General features: G+C 64.9%; 22 protein-coding genes. 9 read left to right on the forward strand and 13 right to left on the reverse strand.

The genetic code is table 11. The annotated features are described in order from the left end of the window. Positions 1–2 precede the first annotated feature (2 nt). Complete coding sequence (gene lgt / locus AB4Z51_RS19095; protein WP_085398495.1) at positions 3–848, reverse strand: prolipoprotein diacylglyceryl transferase; 846 nt, start codon at positions 846–848, stop codon at positions 3–5. 14 nt (positions 849–862) lie between these two features. After that, positions 863–1,594, reverse strand: coding sequence for a dienelactone hydrolase family protein (locus AB4Z51_RS19100; RefSeq protein ID WP_085398497.1), 732 nt, complete (start codon positions 1,592–1,594; stop codon positions 863–865). A 167-nt stretch (positions 1,595–1,761) separates the two neighbouring features. Here AB4Z51_RS19100 and AB4Z51_RS19105 point away from each other — a divergent pair, with 167 nt between their 5' ends. The 4 genes from AB4Z51_RS19105 (at position 1,762) to ychF (ending at position 4,756) form a co-directional block, all read left to right on the forward strand. After that, positions 1,762–2,022, forward strand: a complete 261-nt coding sequence (locus AB4Z51_RS19105) for an accessory factor UbiK family protein (protein WP_071909564.1) — start codon at positions 1,762–1,764, stop codon at positions 2,020–2,022. A gap of 198 nt (positions 2,023–2,220) precedes the next feature. Then, complete coding sequence (locus AB4Z51_RS19110) at positions 2,221–2,937, forward strand: 50S ribosomal protein L25/general stress protein Ctc (protein WP_071909565.1); 717 nt, start codon at positions 2,221–2,223, stop codon at positions 2,935–2,937. A 61-nt stretch (positions 2,938–2,998) separates the two neighbouring features. Further along, the gene (gene pth / locus AB4Z51_RS19115) at positions 2,999–3,604 is read left to right on the forward strand and encodes an aminoacyl-tRNA hydrolase (RefSeq protein ID WP_085399290.1); all 606 of its coding nucleotides are present in this window, start codon (positions 2,999–3,001) and stop codon (positions 3,602–3,604) included. A gap of 54 nt (positions 3,605–3,658) precedes the next feature. Continuing rightward, complete coding sequence (gene ychF, locus AB4Z51_RS19120; RefSeq protein WP_135216022.1) at positions 3,659–4,756, forward strand: redox-regulated ATPase YchF; 1,098 nt, start codon at positions 3,659–3,661, stop codon at positions 4,754–4,756. A 160-nt stretch (positions 4,757–4,916) separates the two neighbouring features. Here the strand turns inward: ychF and AB4Z51_RS19125 are convergent, their stop codons facing one another. After that, entirely contained in the window at positions 4,917–5,213 is a 297-nt protein-coding gene (locus AB4Z51_RS19125; protein WP_441497787.1) for a DUF4282 domain-containing protein, read from the reverse strand. A gap of 156 nt (positions 5,214–5,369) precedes the next feature. Between AB4Z51_RS19125 and AB4Z51_RS19130 the strand changes: the two genes are divergently transcribed. The 3 genes from AB4Z51_RS19130 (at position 5,370) to AB4Z51_RS19140 (ending at position 6,647) form a co-directional block, all read left to right on the forward strand. Further along, on the forward strand, positions 5,370–5,822 hold the full coding sequence (locus AB4Z51_RS19130; protein ID WP_085399292.1) for a MaoC family dehydratase: 453 nt from the start codon (positions 5,370–5,372) through the stop codon (positions 5,820–5,822). Next, positions 5,822–6,301, forward strand: a complete 480-nt coding sequence (locus AB4Z51_RS19135; protein WP_085399293.1) for a MaoC family dehydratase — start codon at positions 5,822–5,824, stop codon at positions 6,299–6,301. The genes AB4Z51_RS19130 and AB4Z51_RS19135 overlap by 1 nt, the downstream gene beginning before the upstream one ends. Positions 6,302–6,500: 199 nt before the next feature. Then, a complete protein-coding gene (locus AB4Z51_RS19140) occupies positions 6,501–6,647 on the forward strand; it encodes a hypothetical protein (RefSeq protein ID WP_166103493.1) in 147 nt (48 codons plus the stop codon). Positions 6,648–6,689: 42 nt separating this feature from the next. Here AB4Z51_RS19140 and AB4Z51_RS19145 read toward each other — a convergent pair whose 3' ends face one another. The 5 genes from AB4Z51_RS19145 to AB4Z51_RS19165 form a co-directional block, all read right to left on the reverse strand. After that, a complete protein-coding gene (locus AB4Z51_RS19145; protein ID WP_014492018.1) occupies positions 6,690–6,827 on the reverse strand; it encodes a hypothetical protein in 138 nt (45 codons plus the stop codon). A 419-nt stretch (positions 6,828–7,246) separates the two neighbouring features. Beyond that, positions 7,247–7,669: a hypothetical protein gene (locus AB4Z51_RS19150; protein WP_071909569.1), complete on the reverse strand. Its 423-nt coding sequence runs from the start codon at positions 7,667–7,669 to the stop codon at positions 7,247–7,249. Between the two features lie 215 nt (positions 7,670–7,884). After that, positions 7,885–8,808 (reverse strand): hypothetical protein, encoded by a 924-nt coding sequence (locus AB4Z51_RS19155; protein WP_085399294.1) that lies wholly within the window; start codon positions 8,806–8,808, stop codon positions 7,885–7,887. Between the two features lie 381 nt (positions 8,809–9,189). Beyond that, entirely contained in the window at positions 9,190–9,630 is a 441-nt protein-coding gene (locus AB4Z51_RS19160) for a nuclear transport factor 2 family protein (RefSeq protein ID WP_063985546.1), read from the reverse strand. A 237-nt stretch (positions 9,631–9,867) separates the two neighbouring features. Beyond that, positions 9,868–10,320, reverse strand: coding sequence for a nuclear transport factor 2 family protein (locus tag AB4Z51_RS19165; RefSeq protein ID WP_441497788.1), 453 nt, complete (start codon positions 10,318–10,320; stop codon positions 9,868–9,870). Between the two features lie 292 nt (positions 10,321–10,612). Between AB4Z51_RS19165 and AB4Z51_RS19170 the strand changes: the two genes are divergently transcribed. After that, on the forward strand, positions 10,613–10,849 hold the full coding sequence (locus AB4Z51_RS19170) for a hypothetical protein (RefSeq protein WP_028151579.1): 237 nt from the start codon (positions 10,613–10,615) through the stop codon (positions 10,847–10,849). 97 nt (positions 10,850–10,946) lie between these two features. Here AB4Z51_RS19170 and uvrB read toward each other — a convergent pair whose 3' ends face one another. Next, entirely contained in the window at positions 10,947–13,919 is a 2,973-nt protein-coding gene (uvrB, locus tag AB4Z51_RS19175) for an excinuclease ABC subunit UvrB (RefSeq protein WP_135216023.1), read from the reverse strand. A gap of 245 nt (positions 13,920–14,164) precedes the next feature. Here uvrB and AB4Z51_RS19180 point away from each other — a divergent pair, with 245 nt between their 5' ends. Beyond that, entirely contained in the window at positions 14,165–15,721 is a 1,557-nt protein-coding gene (locus AB4Z51_RS19180) for a hypothetical protein (RefSeq protein WP_135216024.1), read from the forward strand. Between the two features lie 15 nt (positions 15,722–15,736). Here AB4Z51_RS19180 and AB4Z51_RS19185 read toward each other — a convergent pair whose 3' ends face one another. The 4 genes from AB4Z51_RS19185 to AB4Z51_RS19200 form a co-directional block, all read right to left on the reverse strand. Continuing rightward, the gene (locus AB4Z51_RS19185; protein ID WP_085399298.1) at positions 15,737–16,633 is read right to left on the reverse strand and encodes an HAD family hydrolase; all 897 of its coding nucleotides are present in this window, start codon (positions 16,631–16,633) and stop codon (positions 15,737–15,739) included. A 104-nt stretch (positions 16,634–16,737) separates the two neighbouring features. Next, the gene (locus AB4Z51_RS19190) at positions 16,738–16,968 is read right to left on the reverse strand and encodes a hypothetical protein (protein WP_063985544.1); all 231 of its coding nucleotides are present in this window, start codon (positions 16,966–16,968) and stop codon (positions 16,738–16,740) included. A 54-nt stretch (positions 16,969–17,022) separates the two neighbouring features. Then, positions 17,023–17,250 carry a hypothetical protein gene (locus AB4Z51_RS19195; RefSeq protein ID WP_071909573.1) on the reverse strand — a complete coding sequence of 76 codons (228 nt, stop codon included), beginning with the start codon at positions 17,248–17,250 and terminating at the stop codon, positions 17,023–17,025. Between the two features lie 124 nt (positions 17,251–17,374). Beyond that, on the reverse strand, positions 17,375–18,292 hold the full coding sequence (locus AB4Z51_RS19200; protein WP_063985542.1) for a LysR substrate-binding domain-containing protein: 918 nt from the start codon (positions 18,290–18,292) through the stop codon (positions 17,375–17,377). Between the last annotated feature and the right edge of the window lie 70 nt (positions 18,293–18,362).

An 18,362-nucleotide genomic window follows, 5' to 3' on the forward strand; every position in this document is an offset into this window, starting at 1 on the left:
AATTAACTGATAGCCCCGGCGGGCTTCGGCGCGCCGCGCCTGATAGCCAATACAATAAGTATGAGGCCTACAATAAGCATCGGGATCGACAACAGCATGCCCATGGTTAATCCGCCCCAGAGGAAGCCGAGCTGGACGTCCGGCTCGCGGAAATGCTCGCCGGCGATGCGGGTCAGGCCATAGATCAGGATGAAGGCGCCGAGGATCATGCCGGGCCGCTTCAGGGCGCCGAAACGGATCATGATCGCGAGCACGGTGAACAGCAGGATGCCCTCCATGCCGGCCTCATAGAGCTGGCTCGGATGGCGCGGCAGCTGCGTCGGATCGTTGGGGAAGATCATCGCCCAGGGCAGGCTGGGGTCGGCGGCGCGGCCCCACAATTCGCCATTGATGAAATTGGCGATGCGCCCGAGCAGCAGCCCGACCGGGGCGACTGCCGTGGTGATGTCGCCCAGCGACAGGATCGAGATGCGGTTGCGATAGGCAAACCACATCACCGCGACGACGCAGCCGAGGAAGCCGCCATGGAAGGACATGCCGCCCTCCCACAATTTGAAGATCGCGGCGGGGTGATCGATGAAGAAGGGCAGATTGTAGAACAGCACGTAGCCGGTGCGGCCGCCGAGGATGATGCCGAGCGTGACCCACAGGATGAAGTCGTCGATCTGCACCAGCGACATCGGCGCGGGGCCGCTCCACAGGCGCTCTTTCTTCAGCAGCGAGCGCGCATAGAGCCAGCCGAACACGATGCCGCTGATATAGGCCAGCGCATACCAGCGGATCGCGAACGGACCGATCTCGATGGCGATCGGCTTGAAGGCGGGAAAGTCGATGAGCAGAAAGGGCATCAGGCCTTCTAGACTTAAACGAGATTGCGGCGATAGAGCGCCAGCAGACGCTCCCAATGCCGCTCGGCAGCGTCGCGGTCGTAGACCGGACGCTTGGGGAAGGCGAAGCCGTGATGCGTGCCGGGATAGATCTCGACCTCGGCCTTGGCACCGCTCATGCCCTGCTTGACCTTCTCGATGACCTCGGCGGGCGCGTAGATGTCGGTCTCGGCGCAGGCGAAATAGAGCTCGGCCTTGGTCTTGCCTGAGGCGAGATGCGGGCTGTTGTCTTCGTCGGTCGCCAGATGCGTTCCGTAGATCGAGGCGGCGGCCTTGACGCGGTCGGCAAAGTGCGTGGCCGCGTTGACGGCGTAACGGCCGCTCATGCAATAGCCGACGGTGCCGACGATTTTCGTATTGGCAGCCGCCTGGCCCTCGGCATAGGTGAGCAGGGCCCTGGTGTCCTCCATGATCATGGGAATGTTGAGCGAGGCCATGAGCTGGAACATGCGCTTGCGCTCGGGTGCATTCGGATCGGCCGGCAGCGCGCCGAGCTCCATCACGCCGGAGCGGTAGTAGAGGTTCGGCAGCATCACGTAATAGCCCGAGGTGGCGAGCCGGCGCGCCATGTCGCGCAGCTCCTCGCGGATCGCCGGCGCATCCATGTAGAACAGGATGATCGGAAACGGCCCGCCGCGTTCGGGATGGGTGATGAAGGTTGCGGTGTGGCCGTCCTTGGTGGGAATCGCGATCTGCTGATCGATCATCTCGTGCGCCTTCTGATTCTTGTTATGCAGGGACGTTGAATACGATTGCAAGGAAACCGGGGCATGACAAGGATACCGCCGATCGGCCCTTGAACCGTTTCGCCCGGATTGCCATTGTCTTTTCGCGCGTTCGCGCAAAGTTTATCTGAGGCCGCCAGGAGACCGACATGACCCAGACCAACAACCGGTTTTTCGACGAGATCGGCCGCCTGATGAACGACGCCGCCGGTGCCGCCCAGGGCGTCAAGCGCGAGTTCGACACCGTGATGCGCACCCAGGCCGAGAAATTCCTGCGCGACATGGACCTCGTCAAGCGCGAGGAGTTCGAGGCGGTCAAGGACATGGCCCGCCTCGCCCGCGAGGAGAACGAGGCCCTGAAGGCGCGCATCGTGGCGCTGGAGGCCAAGTTCGGCGGAACGCCGACATAAGGCCGCCGTTCTCGCTTACCCTCCCCTCCAGGGGAGGGTGGGGACCCCGCCGGGCGGGCCATTCTCCTTGTCATTTCCGCATCTTCCGGGTAAAAGCCCGCCAAGTTCGCGGCCCCCGCACCCCTGGAGGCTTGCTGCGAACTGCACCATGGGCCGCGCTGCGGCCCATTAACTTTTGCAAAAACAAGGACTTAGACTATGGCGACGACCGTCAAGGAATTGAAGGCGACCGCACGTCCGAAGAGCGGCAAGGGGGCCGCCCGGGCTGAGCGTCGCGCCGGGAAAGTGCCCGGAGTGATCTATGGCAACAAGCAACCCCCGCTCCCGATCTCGGTTGACGATCGTGAACTGCGCCAGCGCATCCTCGCCGGCCGGTTCCTCACCACGCTGGTCGACATCGACCTCGAGGGCAAGAAGCACCGCGTGATCCCGCGTGACTATCACCTTGATCCGGTCAAGGATTTCCCGATCCATGTCGACTTCATGCGTCTCGGCGAAGGTGCCACCATCCGCATCAGCGTTCCCTTGCATGTGGTGAAAGCGGAAGGTTCGCCCGGCGTGAAGCGYGGCGGCGCCGTCAACATCGTCGCGCATTCGATCGAGCTCGAATGCGGCGTCGAGAGCATCCCGCAATTCATCGAGGCTGATGTCGGCTCACTCGAAATCGGTCACTCGCTGCATCTGTCGGACATCAAGCTGCCGGCCGGCGTGAAGGCGCTGACCCGCGAGGACGCGACCCTCGTCACCATCGTGCCGCCGTCCGGCTACGCCGAAGAGCAGAAGGCCGCGGCTGCGGCTGCAGCTCCGGGCGCTGCTGCGGCTGCTCCGGCGGCTGGCGCTGCGGCTCCGGCTGCGGGTGCTGCTGCTCCGGCTGCGGCTGCCAAGGCTCCCGCCGGCGGCGACAAGAAGAAGTAATCTCTCAAAGAGCTGGGCGCGCGGTCCTTGATCGCGCGCCGAGCGAGGGGCGCGCCGCGTCATGCGACTCTTTGTTGGGCTCGGCAATCCCGGCGCGAAATACGCACGTAACCGGCACAATATCGGCTTCATGGCCGTCGACGAGATCGCGCGGCGGCATGGCTTTGCACCATGGCGCCGCAGGTTTCAGGGCGAGACCTCGGAAGGTGCGCTCGGTACTGAGCGCATCATCCTGCTCAAGCCGACAACCTACATGAATGACTCCGGCCGCAGCGTTCAGGAGGCGGCAAGCTTCTTCAAGATCGCGCCCGGCGACGTCACCGTGTTCCATGACGAGCTCGAACTGCCGCCGGGCAAGGTGCGGGTGAAGATCGGCGGCGGCATCGCCGGCCATAACGGCCTGCGCTCGATCTCCGCGCACATCGGCAACGAGTATCGCCGGGTCCGGCTCGGCATCGGTCATCCCGGCGTCAAGGAACTGGTGCACGGCCACGTGCTGTCGGACTTCGCCAAGGCCGACAACGACTGGGTGGCGACGCTGTGCGAGGCGGTGGCCGAGCACGCGGCACTGGTTGCCAAAGGCACGGACGCGACCTTCGCCAACAGGGTGCATCTCGCCATGCAGGCGAAGGGCTTTTTGACCAAGGACGAGAACGGCAAGGAATAGGGCACCGTTTTCTCCGTCAGGCCCGGCCATGACGAATACGGATAGAGGACGACCATGGGATTTAAATGCGGGATCGTCGGGTTGCCGAATGTCGGCAAGTCGACCTTGTTCAATGCGCTGACCGAGACGGCCGCGGCGCAGGCCGCGAACTATCCGTTCTGCACCATCGAGCCGAATGTCGGCGAAGTCGCCGTGCCCGATCCGCGGCTCGACAAGCTCTCGGCCATCGCCAAATCGGCGCAGATCATCCCGACCCGGCTGACCTTCGTCGACATCGCCGGCCTCGTGCGCGGCGCCTCCAAGGGTGAAGGCCTCGGCAACCAGTTCCTCGCCAACATCCGCGAGGTCGACGCCATCGCGCATGTCGTGCGCTGCTTCGAGGATTCCGACATCACGCATGTCGAGGGCAAGATCGCCCCGCTCGCCGACATCGAGACCATCGAGACCGAGCTGATGCTCGCCGACCTCGACAGCCTCGAGAAGCGCGTCGACAACCTCACGAAGAAAGCCAAGGGCAACGACAAGGACGCCAAGGAGCAGCTCGACCTCGTCAACCGCACGCTGGTGCTGCTGCGCGAGGGCAAGCCCGCCCGCCTCGTCGAGCGCAAGGCGGAGGAGGAGCGCGCCTTCGGGATGCTCGGCCTGCTGTCGTCGAAGCCGGTGCTCTACGTCTGCAACGTCGAGGAAGGCTCGGCCGCCACGGGTAATTCGTTCTCCAAGGCGGTGGAGGAGCAGGCGGCCAAGGAAGGCGCCGTTGCCGTCGTCATCTCCGCCAAGATCGAATCCGAGATCGCCACCATTTCACGCGAGGAACGCGCCGACTTCCTGGAGACGCTGGGTCTCGAAGAGGCCGGCCTCGATCGCCTGATCCGCGCCGGCTACACCCTGCTCGACCTCATCACCTATTTCACGGTGGGCCCGAAGGAAGCGCGCGCCTGGACCATCTATCGCGGCACCAAGGCCCCGGGCGCGGCCGGCGTGATCCACACCGACTTCGAGAAGGGTTTTATCCGCGCCGAGACGATGGCGTATGAGGACTATGTCGCGCTGAACGGCGAAGCCGGCGCCCGCGATGCCGGCAAGCTGCGTCTCGAAGGCAAGGAATACGTCGTCGCCGACGGCGACGTGATGCATTTCAGGTTCAATACGTAAGACGCGAAAGAGCGGTGCTGTAGGGTGGGCAAAGCGACTTGTCCGCCGTAGCTCGAAGAGCGAAGGCGGAAGCGTGCCCACCACGTCTCTCTCAAATCGCGAAAGGATGGTGGGCACGGCGCTTTGCGCCTTTGCCCACCCTACGGCACCTGCAGCCGCCTCACCGCGCCCCGCCGCCCTGGTCGCGGATCGCGCCGAGATGCTCGTTGATGCGGAAGACGATCAGGATCAGCTCCGCGGCGATGCGCGAGAACACGATGCCGACAACGATGCTCGCGATCGATGACAGCAGCACCAGGAAGCCGCCGAACGGGCTGATCGCCATCGTCGCGAGACCGGAGAAGATTCCGGAAAGGCCGAACAGGCAGATCAGTGCGATCACCAGCCAGTAGAAGGTCTTGATGATCGTAGGGGTTATGAATYGGTCCCATTGAAACAGGTCGCTGAWTGAAAACATTGCTCTCCCCAGGGCAAATCGGGCCTCGGCCTGCCGGTTGATCCGACTCAAGACCAACGCCGACACCCCATATGTAGCACGAGCCATGCGGGCCGGCGGGTTGAGATTGCCGCAAAGTGCGGCCACAATCTGTCATTCCCTCAAAGCATTCCCGAGATGACCCTGACCTTCGAAGATTTCCCGCCCGGCCGGTTCGGAACATTCGGCCCGCGCCATGTCACCCGCGACGAGATCTTGGCTTTCGCCGCCGAGTTCGATCCGCAGCCGATGCACCTCGATGAGGAGGCCGCGGCCAACAGCATGCTGCGCGGCCTGTCCGGCTCGGGCTGGCACCTCTGCTCGCTGATGATGCGGATGATGGCCGATGGCTTCATCACACGCGCCGCTTCGCTCGGCTCGCCCGGCGTCGACGAGGTGCGCTGGCTGTCACCCTTGCGGCCCGGCGACGATCTCATGCTCGACGTCGACGTGCTGGAGGCGCGCGCCTCGAAGAGCCGGCCGGAGCTCGGCATCGTCAAGTTCAAATGCACGGTGCGCAACGCCAAGGACGAGGCGCTGTGCGAGATGACCTCGCCGATCCTGATCAAGCGGCGCGAGAGAGCAGTCTGATGCCCTTCTTCGAGGAGATCGAGATCGGCCACCGCCGCGAGATCGGCGCCTATACGTTCACCGCGGAGTCCATCAAGATTTTCGCCGCAAAGTTCGATCCACAGCGCTTCCATCTCGACGAGGAGGAAGGCAAGAACTCGCTGTTCGGCGGCCTTGCGGCCTCGGGCTGGCATGTCGGCTCGGCCTGCATGAGCCTGCTTGTCGCGGATGGCCAGCGTCTGGCGCGTGAGGCCGCTTCGCGCGGCGAGGAGGTCGCGGTGTGGGGGCCGTCGCCGGGCTTTCGCGACCTGCGCTGGATCAGGCCGGTGCTCGCCGGCGACACCGTCGCCTACGTCAACGAAGTCATCGACAAGCGCAGCTCCGCCTCGCGCCCCGGCTGGGGCATTCTGACGGCCCGCACCACCGGCACCAACCAGCGCGGCGAGGAGGTCTATTCCATCACCGCCAGCGCCTTCGTGCCGATGCGGAAGGGCGGTTAGACCTGTTCCAGGATGAACGGTCCAAATGTATGCGCGAGTGTTGCCCGCGCGCTATGGACGCGATTCCGGGCGGCTGCCATAAGCCTGCTCAACATGATGACCCGCGAAGCAGTTGGCGGAACCATCGAGTTGCTAACCAATTATGAACCTGTCGCTGTCTAATTGAAACGAATTGGGCAGAGAACAGGGGACGAGGACCATGGCAGACCGCGGCGCACTCAAGCTGGTGGGATTTATCTTTGCGACCGCGACGCTGGCAGTGATGCTGGTCGCCGGCATGGTGGTGAAGGGCTATGCCGATGGCGGCTACACCCTGGAAGCCTCGACGGTCGACGCGAGCCGTTAAGGGCTCGTTAACTCTTCGGGGCCGGACGTCCGGCCTCCGCCGTCAGCGGCTATAGACGAACGCCAGCACCGCGATCGCCACCGCCAGCAATCCGACGAAGCGCAGCATGATCGTGCCGAACTGGTTCGGCGCGGGCCGCAGCGGGATAGGGTCCGTGTTGTCGGGCCGAATGCTTTCCATCTGAAATGTCCCCAGGCCCGGCCGCAAGGCTGCGGGCGCTTGGCATTGGTCGGCGCTGGGGCGCGGAGGGTTCAAAGCGAACCGGGTCGGCTGCATTGACTGCGTGAACGCATGTCCACTGCCTCAATCTTTCGCAGCCACACCCTCCGCTGTCATGCCCCGGCTTGACCGGGGCATCCAGTACGCCGCGGCGTCCCGGCTCTTGCCTCATTGTCTCTGGAATACTGGATCGCCCGATCCCGTCTCCGCCAAGGGCTTCGCCGGGCCAAGAACTCACTCGGCCGCCGAAGCCTTAGCGAAGGCGGCAAGTCGGGCGATGACACCTATCGTGGGGAGCTTGTGCGCACCCAACTCCCCGCGAATCAAAACCGCCGCGTCCTTTGCGGAACGCGGCGGCCGGTGATGCTTGACGTGAGTGATCAGCTGTTGCGCAGGCCGTCGGCGGCGCGCTTCCACTGCGCGACGTTGTCGGCGATCATGCGGGTCGACTTCATCGCGGCCTGGCTGAGCTGGGCGTAGCCGGAGATCTCGCGCTGGACGCGCTGGCCCTCGGCATGGAGCAGGTCGCGCAGGCTCTCGAGCTCGGAGATCAGGTTCTCGATCTCGGCGAGCGAGGTGCCGGCGACGCGCTGGATCAGCGAGTTGACGTTGGTGACGGTGGCTTCCGCGCTCGGATCGAGCGGCGGCGTGTCGGTGGTTCCCGATGCCGGCCGGCGCAGATAGGCGATGTCGTTGCGGACGAAGTCGCGGATGCCGGCTTCGACTTCCGTCACTGCGGCGAGGTTGGTGTCGACCGTCTCGGTCTCGGTGGGTTCGGTCTTTTCCGGACGCATGGCGTTCATCGTTATTCCCCTGTTCGCGTTGAGCGCAGCGCGAGTGTCCCCCGCACGACGAGTTCGGTCATCCGACTAGGGCGTCGGATTTTGACCGCAACTTGGCCGAGATACGGCAAGGGCGGACGATTCGGGGGCTTTGCCGTGGCGTATGGTTACGAGAGTCTGAACTGCTGGGAAAACGAACCTATCCCGGGATGATGGCAGAGGGGGGCGCAGGACTGCTACCAGCTCTTCTTGAAGCCCGCCGTCAGGCTCTTGTTGATCGCGCCCTGCGAGGTCTCGCCGACCGAGCCGGAGACGGTGACGTTGTCGAACAGCTTTTGCTCGGCGCCGACCTTGCGCAGCCATTTGTCGTCGGTGGTCGACAGCGACTGGCCGGCGGTGATGCTGGTGCCGGTGTCGGTGAGGGTGACCTTGGCGCTCTGCTCGGTCTCGTAATTGCGCGTGATGTGGCCGCCGATGCCGGGCACCGCGGTGGTGCCCTGCTGGTTGACGCTGTAGCCGTTCTGGAGCGTCAGCGACGTGTCGCTCGACAGCGGCACCGACTTGATCAGCGACGCCCCGATCTTGCTCTGCTCGGCGCCGGGATCGACGCGGGCTTCCACCGCGGTCTTGTCCCAGATCGAGCCGGCGCCCGGCGCGGTCGCGGCCGCCCAGGCGCTGCCGGAGGATTGCGGCAGGCTGCCGCCATTGGTGGCTTTCTGCGCCAGCAGCTCGGACATCGTCCGCGGCTCGCTCGTCACCGTCATGTCGGCGCCGATGCGGGCGTCCCAGAACGAGGAGACCGACTGCTTCACCGTCACCGCGGAGGAGCCGTTGGCGTTCGCGTTCGACGACCAGTTCAGGCCGTCCTTGGCCGCGGCCTGGGCGCGCTTCTTGGCGGCCATGACGTCGTTGCCGGTACCGGCGTCGACCGCGAGTTGACTCCAGTCGAGCTTGTCGACGTCGATGCCCTTTAAAATGTCGGGGTCGTTGACGTCGGGAGCTGCGGCGGTCTCCGTGGCTTCGGTCTCGGCCTCGTCGTCAGGCGCAGCCGCCGAGAAGGGCGGGATGATCTGCGCCGAGACCGTCAGAACCGAGCCCAAAATGAATGCGGCCGCCAGCACCGGCAGCCTGGTCCAGCCAAAACCTGTCGAGAATTCCATCGTCCTGCCCGCGAGCCCAGCGCATGCCTGCCGCCACTATAATGCGGCCTTCGGTGATGACCATGCGCCATTCCGTCCGCTCAACACATGGTGATCTATCGTTGCGAAATTGTGGCGGCTCGCCTCGGCCAGAGCATGATCCGGACCCGAAGGGCCGCGCCAGCGCAAAGTGTGCAGCGGTTTTCCCTCGCGACAAACGCGGAACGCGTTTGCGCGGAGATCATGCTCAAACCACTGGAATGGCGAACCAACGGGCCGCGCGAAAGGCGCGCCCGATGACGAGCTTCGCCACGACGGCATCCGGCGGGGCTGGAGGCCAGGACGCGGGTCGGGCGAGCATCAATCATCGGTCCCGGCAAGCGGGGCCCGTTGGCGTCCCCCTCAGCCGACGCGGGTCATCTTCGGCAGATGAATGGCGCGGCCGAGTGCCTGTTCAACCAGATCGAAGGTGTCGACCAGCACGCGCATGCTGATCAGCTTGCCCGCCCTGAACTGGGCGAACTGCGCCACCCGCAAGCTGATCGGCTTGTCGGAATCCAGCGCGGTCAGCGAATAGCGCAGCATCGAGGCGGCGGAATCCACGCCGAGCATGATGCTCTCGCGGTCGAAGCGGCGGACGTGGAAATTGTCGGCGAGCTGGCGGATGACGTCGAGCACGGCGTCCCGGCCCTGGCGCGCGCCGAGGAACGGAAACATGTCGATCGGGCCGTAGATCGCCCACTCGACGTCCTCGTCGATCAGGGCCTCGATGTCCCTGAAATCCCGGTCGTTCACCGCGCGATGCAACGCGCGCGAGAAACGCCAGAGGCTGTGCTCTGTCATTTGGGGGCGTCCTGAAGCTGGCTTGCAGAAAAAACGGAAAGCAACCCCATGCACAGAAAAGGTGCGGGGGCCGCTCAATTCATTCGTATACAAATAAAATAGGCGATTTCGGCCAAAACGCAATTCACGTTTTCGCAATGCACAATTGATGCGGGTTTGTGAGATTTACAACAGAACCCCGTAATCTCCCGGTCTCTGCTCCACCTCTGCCCGTCAGAACGGGGCGAGCGCGAAGGATCATCCCCCGTCCGCCCGCGCGCCCACGATCAGCGGCCCGATCTCCCGCTCCAGCACCTGCTGCACCAGATCGTAGGAATCGATGATCTCGCGGATCTGCGCCACCAGTCCGCCCCGGAAGCTGTAGAACACCGCCATGTCGAACTGCACGACGCGATCGTTGCTGCGCTTCTTGAAGTAGGTGTGCATGTAGGTCGCGACCTCGTCGCCCTCGGCGAGGATGTGCGGCGCCCTGTAGCGGATTTCGGAATAGCGCGACCAGACGGTCTGCCACAGATCGCGCAGCTGCTGCTTGCCGTGGCGCGGCACTATGTGCGGCAGTACGTCGATCGGCGCGTGGGTAAGAAAGTCGACGTCGTCGGTGCAGCACGACAGCGCGGCCTCGATATCGCCGCGCGCAAAGCTGTCCAGCAGATGCAGCACGCGTTGCCTGTTCAGCGATCCAACCGTCATGCCGCTCCCGCCCTCGTGGGGTGTCGATTGCAAACGCCAATGCGCGCTCTGCGGGTCCAGCAATCCGCAAAAACAATGGTGTCCGGATCATATGACGCGCCGATGCAAAGCCCGGTTCATGAAATGCAATTAAAGCTTGTGTTGATGGCCGCCTGCAAGAATTCGAGCGGGCTTTCGCGTCCCGCATGACGCCGCGTGCATGCCGGTGGGCGCGTCCGCCACGCACGGCACACGGGAACCCGCGCCCGTCGGTGCTCGTTGAGACACCGAAACCGATCCGGAGACATCGATCATGAAATCCCCGCTTCTCACCGTCGCCGCAGCACTTCTGATGCTGGGCGCGACCTCCGCCGCCAACGCCAAGGGCTGCATCAAGGGCGCCGTCGTCGGCGGCGTCGCCGGCCACTATGCCGGCCATCACGGCGTCCTGGGCGCCGCCGCCGGCTGCCTCTACGGCAGGCATCACGCCAAGGAGCAGGAAAAGCAGCAGCAACAGCAGGGTCAGGTAAACGGGCAGGGGAAGTTGTAGGCGCGAACGGCACCACATGCTCCCTCGTCATTCCGGGGCGCGCGAAGCGCGAGCCCGGAATCCATAACCACGACAAGCGCGGACGATACTCCGCCGCCTACCTCTTCTTCCACCCACCCCGCCGTCCCGGCTGTCCACCCGTCGACTTCGGCGCAGGTCCGAACTCCGGCCCGGACTGCCTCGAGTCCGTCGGYTGGATGATCCGGCTCGTGCTGCCGAACGGCTTTGCCGGCAGGCTCGGGTTCTCGCGATAGGGCAACGACTCCGGCCCGTGCATCTCGTCGAGATGCGGCTTGTGCACCTTCGAGCCGCTGCCGCCGCCGCTGGCTTTCAGTGCGGAGCTCACGGTCTTTTTCTTCATCGCGCTGACGGGGAGGTTGGCGGCGTCGCCGTACTTCTTGGTGCCGGCATAGGCGCCGGCCTTGCCCTGCACGGTGCGCTGCTTGACGGTGGGGTCGTCGACCACTGCGAGCTCGGTGGCGCGCAGGCGTTTGACTTCGTCGCGGAGGCGGGCGGCTTCCTCGAAGTTCAAATCGGCGGCGGCCTCGCGCATGCGGGTTTCGAGATCGGCGAGCACGGCTTCAAAATTGTGGCCGATCGAGATGACGTCGTCGGTCATGTCGTGGCCGCCGACCTCGACCAACACGTGGTCGCGCTCGTAGACGGAGTTGAGGATGTCGCCGATCTGCTTCTTCACGCTCTCCGGCGTGATGCCATTGGCGGTGTTGTACTCGACCTGCTTTTCGCGGCGCCGGTTGGTCTCGGCGATGGCGCGCTCCATCGAGCCCGTCATCTGGTCGGCATAGAGGATCACCTTGCCGTCGACGTTGCGCGCGGCGCGGCCGATGGTCTGAATCAAGGACGTTTCACTGCGCAAAAAGCCTTCCTTGTCGGCGTCCAGAATCGCGACCAGTGCGCATTCGGGAATGTCGAGACCCTCGCGGAGCAGGTTGATGCCGACCAGCGCGTCGAAGGCGCCCAAGCGAAGATCCCTGATGATCTCGATACGCTCGATGGTGTCGATATCGGAGTGCATGTAGCGAACGCGAATACCCTGCTCATGCAGATATTCGGTGAGATCCTCCGCCATGCGCTTTGTCAGCACCGTGATCAGCGAGCGATAGCCTGCCTGGGCGGTGGCGCGGACCTCGCCGACGAGATCGTCGACCTGGGTGCGGGCGGGGCGGATATTAACGGGAGGATCAATAAGTCCGGTCGGGCGAATGACCTGTTCGACGAACACGCCGCCGCTTTCGTTCAGCTCCCAGCCGCTCGGCGTCGCCGACACCGCGACCGTCTGCGGCCGCATCATGTCCCACTCCTCGAAGCGGAGCGGGCGGTTGTCCATGCAGGAGGGCAGGCGGAAGCCGTATTCGGCGAGCGTCGCCTTGCGGCGGAAGTCGCCGCGGAACATGCCGCCGATCTGCGGCACGGTGACGTGGCTTTCGTCGGCGAACACCAGCGCGTTGTCGGGGACGTATTCGAACAGCGTCGGCGGCGGCTCGCCGGGCAGGCGCCCGGTGAGATAGCGCGAATAGTTCTCGATGCCGGCGCAGCTTCCGGTCGCCTCCATCATCTCGAGATCGAAGGTGGTGCGCTGCTCCAGCCGCTGCGCTTCCAGCAGACGGCCCTGGTCGTGTAGCTGGTCGAGCCGCTGCTTCAGCTCCGATTTGATCGACTTGATCGCCTGCACCAGCGTCGGGCGCGGCGTCACATAGTGCGAGTTCGCATACATCTTGATGAATTCGAGCTCGTCCTGCTTGTGGCCGGTGAGCGGATCGAATTCCTCGATGGTCTCGATGGTGTCGCCGAACAGATTCACGCGCCAGGCGCGGTCTTCATAGTGCGCGGGGAAGATGTCGATGACGTCGCCGCGCACACGGAACGTGCCGCGGGTGAAATCGGCCTGGGTGCGCTTGTACTGGAGCGCGACGAGGTCGGCGATCAGCTGGCGCTGGTCGATGCGCTCGCCCTTCTTCAGCGCGAACGTCATCGCGGTGTAGGTCTCGACCGAGCCGATACCGTAGATGCAGGACACCGAGGCGACGATGATGACGTCGTCGCGCTCGAGCAGGGCGCGCGTCGCCGAGTGGCGCATGCGGTCGATCTGCTCGTTGATCGACGAGTCCTTTTCTATGTAGGTGTCCGTGCGCGGGACATAAGCCTCGGGCTGATAGTAGTCGTAATAGCTGACGAAATACTCGACCGCGTTATCAGGGAAGAAGCTCTTGAACTCGCCATAGAGCTGGGCGGCGAGCGTCTTGTTCGGCGCCAGGATAATGGCGGGACGCTGCGTCTTCTCGATCACTTGCGCCATGGTGTAGGTCTTGCCCGAGCCGGTGACGCCGAGCAGCACCTGCGAACGGTCGTTGCGCTCGATGCCCTCGACCAGCTCCTTGATCGCGGTCGGCTGATCGCCCCGCGGCTCATAGTGGGACTTAAGCTCGAAGCGCACGCCGCCTTCGGACTTTTCCGGGCGCGGCGGCCGGTGCGGCGTCCACACCTTGGTGGAGCCGTCGTCCCTGCGGAACTCCGGACGGCCCTCGCGGATCAGCGATTCCAGCGCATCCGCGGTCGCCTTGACCCCGAGCGCCTCCATTTTGTTGCGCGGCGGACGCGCCAGCGCTTCCGCATCGTCCTCCTCTGTCGGCATCCCGAGCTGCCGCGCCAGTTCCGGATCGAGCGTCGGGATCGTGGCCGCGGTGCCGTAATTGGCCTGCGGCGCCTCGTCGAAGCCGCCGCTCTCCGACGCACGCGCCCCCGGCGGCTGCGGATTGGGCCGCAGCGGCATCGGCTTAGTCAGATTCTTGGCATTATCCTGCGGAAAATCTCTCGGTGTCGAGGCGCGCGCCCGGTGCGCGGCGGCCTCGCCCCCGGCGCGGCGGTCGCGCGAATTGTCCGGCGGCGGCTGCAGCCCGGTGCCCGATCCCAGCCCGGCATCGCCGCGATTGATCGCGGGATTCAGAAGTTCGGCCAGCGCCGGCCCGATCGGCTGCACGTCGGGCCGATGTGCCTTCGAGTTCGGGGCTTTGGATTTGGGGGATTTCGGGGGAGCAGGTTTCTTCGCCATGCCCCGAATATGGGACGAGTCAGCGCTTCAGAAAAGGGCGAATGCCCTTCCGTGCTCAGGCTGCTGACAGCAGGTTGGCAGCAGGAGCCATGATCGCCCCGACGCGACAAATTTGTCGTTGCGTCGGACGGCGATGGCGCTACTTTAGGTAGTGTTTATTGCGCGATGATCTGACCATTTTCATGCATCTCGGCGGCGCTTTCGGCCGCAGGCGCGGCCAGTCGCCTCAACAGCGGGTAGATTCCATGACAATCAATTTCATCCCGAACGACCCCAATGCCGTGACCGACATGCCGCAACGGCAGCAGGACGCGCGGCCCGACCGTCCGGCCGGGCGTGCAAATTTCAACTATGAGGCTCACGCGGCCGAGGCCCCGTTCGGTGTCAATCAGCGGGACTTTCTGTTCTGGCAGAGCCGGGAAGCGGCGCTCGCCGCTGTGGAGGCCTGGGAGACCTATGCCGGCAACCTCGCCAGATGGTCGCAAGGGCCTCGCATCGACATCAGCCTGACCTACAATGACGGTGAAACGGTCGGCCCCCGGCGGTTGAATGCCTATTACGACACGCAAGGTGTTCGGTTCTTCGACTTCAACGACGGCACCACAACCACCTTCTCCGCGGCCAGCACCGACACGGTCAGCCATGAGGTCGGCCACGCCCTGCTCGATTCCCAGCGGCCGGAGCTGTTCAACAGCCCGCTACCTGAGGTCGGAGCGTTTCACGAAGCGTTCGGCGACGTGGTTGCCCTGCTGACCGCGCTGTCGGACCAGGCGACGCGGATCAAGCTGCTTCAGATCACGCCCGACCTGTCCCAGCCGAATTTCGTCGAGGCGAGTTCCGAATATCTGTCGGCCGCCATTCTCAAGCAGTTCGGCAACGTCAACCCCTCGAAGCCGCGGCGGGCGCTGAATACGTTCAAATGGCAGCTGCCCAGCACCTTGCCGGCCGGCAAGTTCGAAGATCCGCCCGAATTGCTCACGCGCGAGAGCCACAATTTCAGCCGCGTCTTCACCGGCGCATTCTATGACACGCTCCGCGGCGTGTTCGCGGCGAGCGGCGCCGGCAGCGAGGCGGCGCTGCTGACCGCCGCGCAGACCTGCGGCAGGCTGTTGGTCGAAGCGGTGCGGCAGACGCCGGAGACGGCGCGATATTTTCAGTCCGTGGGCCGGGCCATGGTCAAGGCCGACGGCCAGATCAACAACGGCGCCAATCGCGAGATCATCGGCAAGGCGTTCTCCGATCACGACATCATGCTCGGCAGCGCCGCCATGACCGCGCCGACGGCGGCGTTGGCGGGGCCGCCACCCAAGATCCTGAAGGCGAGCGCCACGATCGCGCCGAGCACGCTCTCGGATCTGCGCGAGCGGATCGGCGCGAAGGGCGCCAGATTCGCGATCCGCCCGCTCGCCATGCTCGGGGAGGGCGTGGCGGAAGCGGTGCATCGGCGCGAAGTCCCGCTCGGCGATATCGACACCAGACTTCGCGGCGTGGTCGCCTTCGCGGCGGAGCCGGTTCTGATCGGCCGCTCCGGCGCCCGTGCGGCGGTGCTCGGCGCGTTGCCAGAGCACAATCGCACGGAGGACGAGGTCGGCGCCTTCGTCGAGACGCTGCTCAGGAACGGTCGCATCGAGCTCGACGGCAAGCCGAAGGCGGCCGCAAAGACGGCGAAGAAGAAAGGGCTGGTGGCCGCCGCCGCGGCCGACGATGCGTCGTCGAACAATATTCGCACCCACGTCATCCGCACGGTCGGCGGCAAAAAGGTGCTGACCCGCATCCGCTTCCTGTGCGGCTGCTGCATTTGAGGCGGCGGTCTGCGGTCAAAAGGCCGTCAAGCGGCGGCGGCGCAGAATGCGCCGCCCCTCAGAATCCGTTTCCACCCGATAGGTCGGCAGCACGGGCGATGCGGGATCGGGCGGACCGTCGGCGATCTGCTTGTTGGCCGCGAGCGACTGCACATTCAGAATGGCCTCGGCCACGTCGTCAGGACGGGGCGTCGAGTGCACCGTGGTGATGCGACCGGCCGAATCGAGGCTCGCCGCGACCTCCACCGGCAACTCAACATGCACGTCGTTGAAGCTGCCGAGGTCGGGCGAATGCAGCTGCACCAGATTGCGTGCAGTGCCGCGGAGCTTGTTCGGGCTGAGGTCCTCGATGGATTGAAGCTTCAGGCCACGGTCGGCCAAAGCGGGTCTGAACACCGCTTCGCTGTTCTTGAAACCGGCGGCGCCAATGTCCTGCGAGATCAGCAAGGGGGCCTGCGACCAGGATGTGAAATCGGTGCCATATCGCAGGGTCTTCATCCCAAGTTTGCGGCAGGCCGCTATATGCTCGGCATTTTCCGTGATGAACAGCGCCTGATTCAAGCCGCCATCGACACCGGCGCGCTTAAAGGCTGTCTCGAACACCAAGGCATCGGGCTTTCTCGCGCCGGCATGGGTCGACAGCGTCACGCGTTCCTCGACCGGTTCGAAGAAGCGCCGCAGGCCGGTCCTGTCGAGCAACTCAAGGTATTCGGCAAAGGTCGCAGCGATCGCCCGTGATGTCCGCGGTTCAGGCATCGTGTAGTCCGAGACCAGGCACACGACCAGCGGCGCGTGGTCCGCCGTCTCGAAGGTCTCGATCACGCCGAGCGCGTCCTCGACGCCGGGAAACGGTTTTTCACTGGCGGAGTCGATCAGTGTATCGCCGAGATCGAGCAGCAGAGCCTTGATCATCCGTCATGCCTCGCCTGCGCGCGCGGTTGCTGCGCCAGCATAGCAGTTGCAGGGGCCGGATGGAATTGCGATTGCGAGCGTGCGACCGGATCGCCGGTCGCGCCTTACGCCGCCGGCGGCGGGGCCTCGTCGTCGTTGCTCGCCCGGTGCGGCTCGAGGATGTCGAGATGGATCCCGCCGCAATCGGTGCAGCGCATGGTCCAGTACTCGCACCCGGCGCGGCCGCCGATCACGCGAAGCACCGCGAGATCGCCATCGCATTCGGGACATTTCGACAGCACATTGCGGGCATAGATTCTCGGCCGCGGCGTGTCTTCGAATTCGATGACTGACATGACCGGTTCCCCCTTTATGCTGCGCTGTCCCTTGGTTCGCTTGGAGTCCCGCGCTTATTCGTCGTCGTGGTCGTCGGCCCGCCGGCGGAAGCGGTCGATGTGGTGCTTGGCATCGGCGATCGCCGCGTTCTGATCCGGCCAGGCGAAACCGACTTCCATGGCCGGAAACAGCACGCCGTCGATGGCGAGGGGGCTGAGATCGGCGCGGCGGATGCGGGCATGCCAGAGGCCTTTGCCGGCCTCGAAGGATTCGATGTCAAAGCCGTCGTAGATGGTCGTCATTGTAGTCCCCAAATGTTCCGTAAGTGTCTTGTTGAAGGGTCAGGGGACCACGTTTGGCGGGTTCAGTATGTGAAGCCATTCACAAGCGGCCGGCTTTTTTGCCCAGGGCCTCGTGGAACGGGCGTCAGTTCCGCGGCGCGGCGCGGCCGATCCGCCTGGCGGGGCGTGCGGCGGGCTCCGAGGCCGCCCGCATGATCCAGCGCCGGAACGCGGCGAAGTCGCGCTGCTCGGTCTGAAAACTGCGATACAGCAGGTACCAGCGCATGCCCTTGGGAACCGAGAGATCGAACGGCGCGACCAGCCGGCCGGCGGCGAGATCGTCGTCGATATAGGGCCGGATGCCCATGGCGATGCCGAGGCCGTCGGCGGCGGCCTGGAGCGCCTGGCCGTAGAACTGGAATTCCGGTCCGCGCGCGTTGATGCGGGTGAGGTTCGCCGCCTTGAGCCAGATCGGCCAATCCTCCGGCGAATGCGTGACGCGGATCAGGCCTGGCCCTTTGAGGTCGGCGGGCCGCTTCAGGCCGGTGGCGAGGCGAGGCACGCAGACCGGCGTGAGGTCGCCGGCGAATAGCGGCTCGGCGACCAGGCCGGGCCAGTCGCCGGTGCCGAGCTTGATGCCGCAGCTCCAGTCCTCGCCGAATGGGACCTCGGCACCACCGGTGGTGAAGCGCACCTCGATGTCGGGCTCCTCGCTGCGAAACTCCGACAGGCGCGGGATCAGCCAGCGCATCGCAAAGGTGTGGCCGACGCCGATGGTGAGCACGCGGACGCTGGAGGGCGCCGTCACCTGCGCGGTGAGGCTTGCCAGCGCGTCGAAGATCGGCGTCAGCCCGCCTTGATAGGCGCGGCCTGCCTGCGTCAGCACGAGCTTGTTGGCCTTGCGCTCGAACAGCGCGACGCCAAGACGTTCCTCCAGCAGATGCACCATGCGGCTGACGGCCGCCGCCGACACGCTGAGCTCGAGCCCGGCCGCCGCAAAACTGCCGGTCCGCGCCGCCGCCTCGAATGCCTTGATGCCGTTGAGAAACAGCAGCCGCCGCAAATGACCCACCCTCAGGAAAGCTGATGCAAGGCCAAGATAACTCAGTTTGCGCAGCCGGGGCAAGCGAGGC

The organism is Bradyrhizobium sp. 2TAF36, assembly GCF_052114925.1.
In the GTDB taxonomy this organism is placed as follows: domain Bacteria; phylum Pseudomonadota; class Alphaproteobacteria; order Rhizobiales; family Xanthobacteraceae; genus Bradyrhizobium; species Bradyrhizobium barranii.

What these genes read in the sequence shown, in the direction of transcription:
- AB4Z51_RS19160 (WP_063985546.1), bottom strand. Translation starts at nt 9,630, where the DNA reads ATGACAGAGCACAGCCTCTGGCGTTTCTCGCGCGCGTTGCATCGCGCG.
- AB4Z51_RS19100 (WP_085398497.1), bottom strand. Translation starts at nt 1,594, where the DNA reads ATGATCGATCAGCAGATCGCGATTCCCACCAAGGACGGCCACACCGCA.
- AB4Z51_RS19140 (WP_166103493.1), top strand. Translation starts at nt 6,501, where the DNA reads ATGGCAGACCGCGGCGCACTCAAGCTGGTGGGATTTATCTTTGCGACC.
- AB4Z51_RS19165 (WP_441497788.1), bottom strand. Translation starts at nt 10,320, where the DNA reads ATGACGGTTGGATCGCTGAACAGGCAACGCGTGCTGCATCTGCTGGAC.
- AB4Z51_RS19130 (WP_085399292.1), top strand. Translation starts at nt 5,370, where the DNA reads ATGACCCTGACCTTCGAAGATTTCCCGCCCGGCCGGTTCGGAACATTC.
- pth (WP_085399290.1), top strand. Translation starts at nt 2,999, where the DNA reads ATGCGACTCTTTGTTGGGCTCGGCAATCCCGGCGCGAAATACGCACGT.
- AB4Z51_RS19195 (WP_071909573.1), bottom strand. Translation starts at nt 17,250, where the DNA reads ATGACGACCATCTACGACGGCTTTGACATCGAATCCTTCGAGGCCGGC.
- AB4Z51_RS19155 (WP_085399294.1), bottom strand. Translation starts at nt 8,808, where the DNA reads ATGGAATTCTCGACAGGTTTTGGCTGGACCAGGCTGCCGGTGCTGGCG.
- lgt (WP_085398495.1), bottom strand. Translation starts at nt 848, where the DNA reads ATGCCCTTTCTGCTCATCGACTTTCCCGCCTTCAAGCCGATCGCCATC.
- AB4Z51_RS19185 (WP_085399298.1), bottom strand. Translation starts at nt 16,633, where the DNA reads ATGATCAAGGCTCTGCTGCTCGATCTCGGCGATACACTGATCGACTCC.
- ychF (WP_135216022.1), top strand. Translation starts at nt 3,659, where the DNA reads ATGGGATTTAAATGCGGGATCGTCGGGTTGCCGAATGTCGGCAAGTCG.
- AB4Z51_RS19135 (WP_085399293.1), top strand. Translation starts at nt 5,822, where the DNA reads ATGCCCTTCTTCGAGGAGATCGAGATCGGCCACCGCCGCGAGATCGGC.
- AB4Z51_RS19145 (WP_014492018.1), bottom strand. Translation starts at nt 6,827, where the DNA reads ATGGAAAGCATTCGGCCCGACAACACGGACCCTATCCCGCTGCGGCCC.
- AB4Z51_RS19170 (WP_028151579.1), top strand. Translation starts at nt 10,613, where the DNA reads ATGAAATCCCCGCTTCTCACCGTCGCCGCAGCACTTCTGATGCTGGGC.
- AB4Z51_RS19105 (WP_071909564.1), top strand. Translation starts at nt 1,762, where the DNA reads ATGACCCAGACCAACAACCGGTTTTTCGACGAGATCGGCCGCCTGATG.
- AB4Z51_RS19180 (WP_135216024.1), top strand. Translation starts at nt 14,165, where the DNA reads ATGACAATCAATTTCATCCCGAACGACCCCAATGCCGTGACCGACATG.
- AB4Z51_RS19190 (WP_063985544.1), bottom strand. Translation starts at nt 16,968, where the DNA reads ATGTCAGTCATCGAATTCGAAGACACGCCGCGGCCGAGAATCTATGCC.
- AB4Z51_RS19150 (WP_071909569.1), bottom strand. Translation starts at nt 7,669, where the DNA reads ATGAACGCCATGCGTCCGGAAAAGACCGAACCCACCGAGACCGAGACG.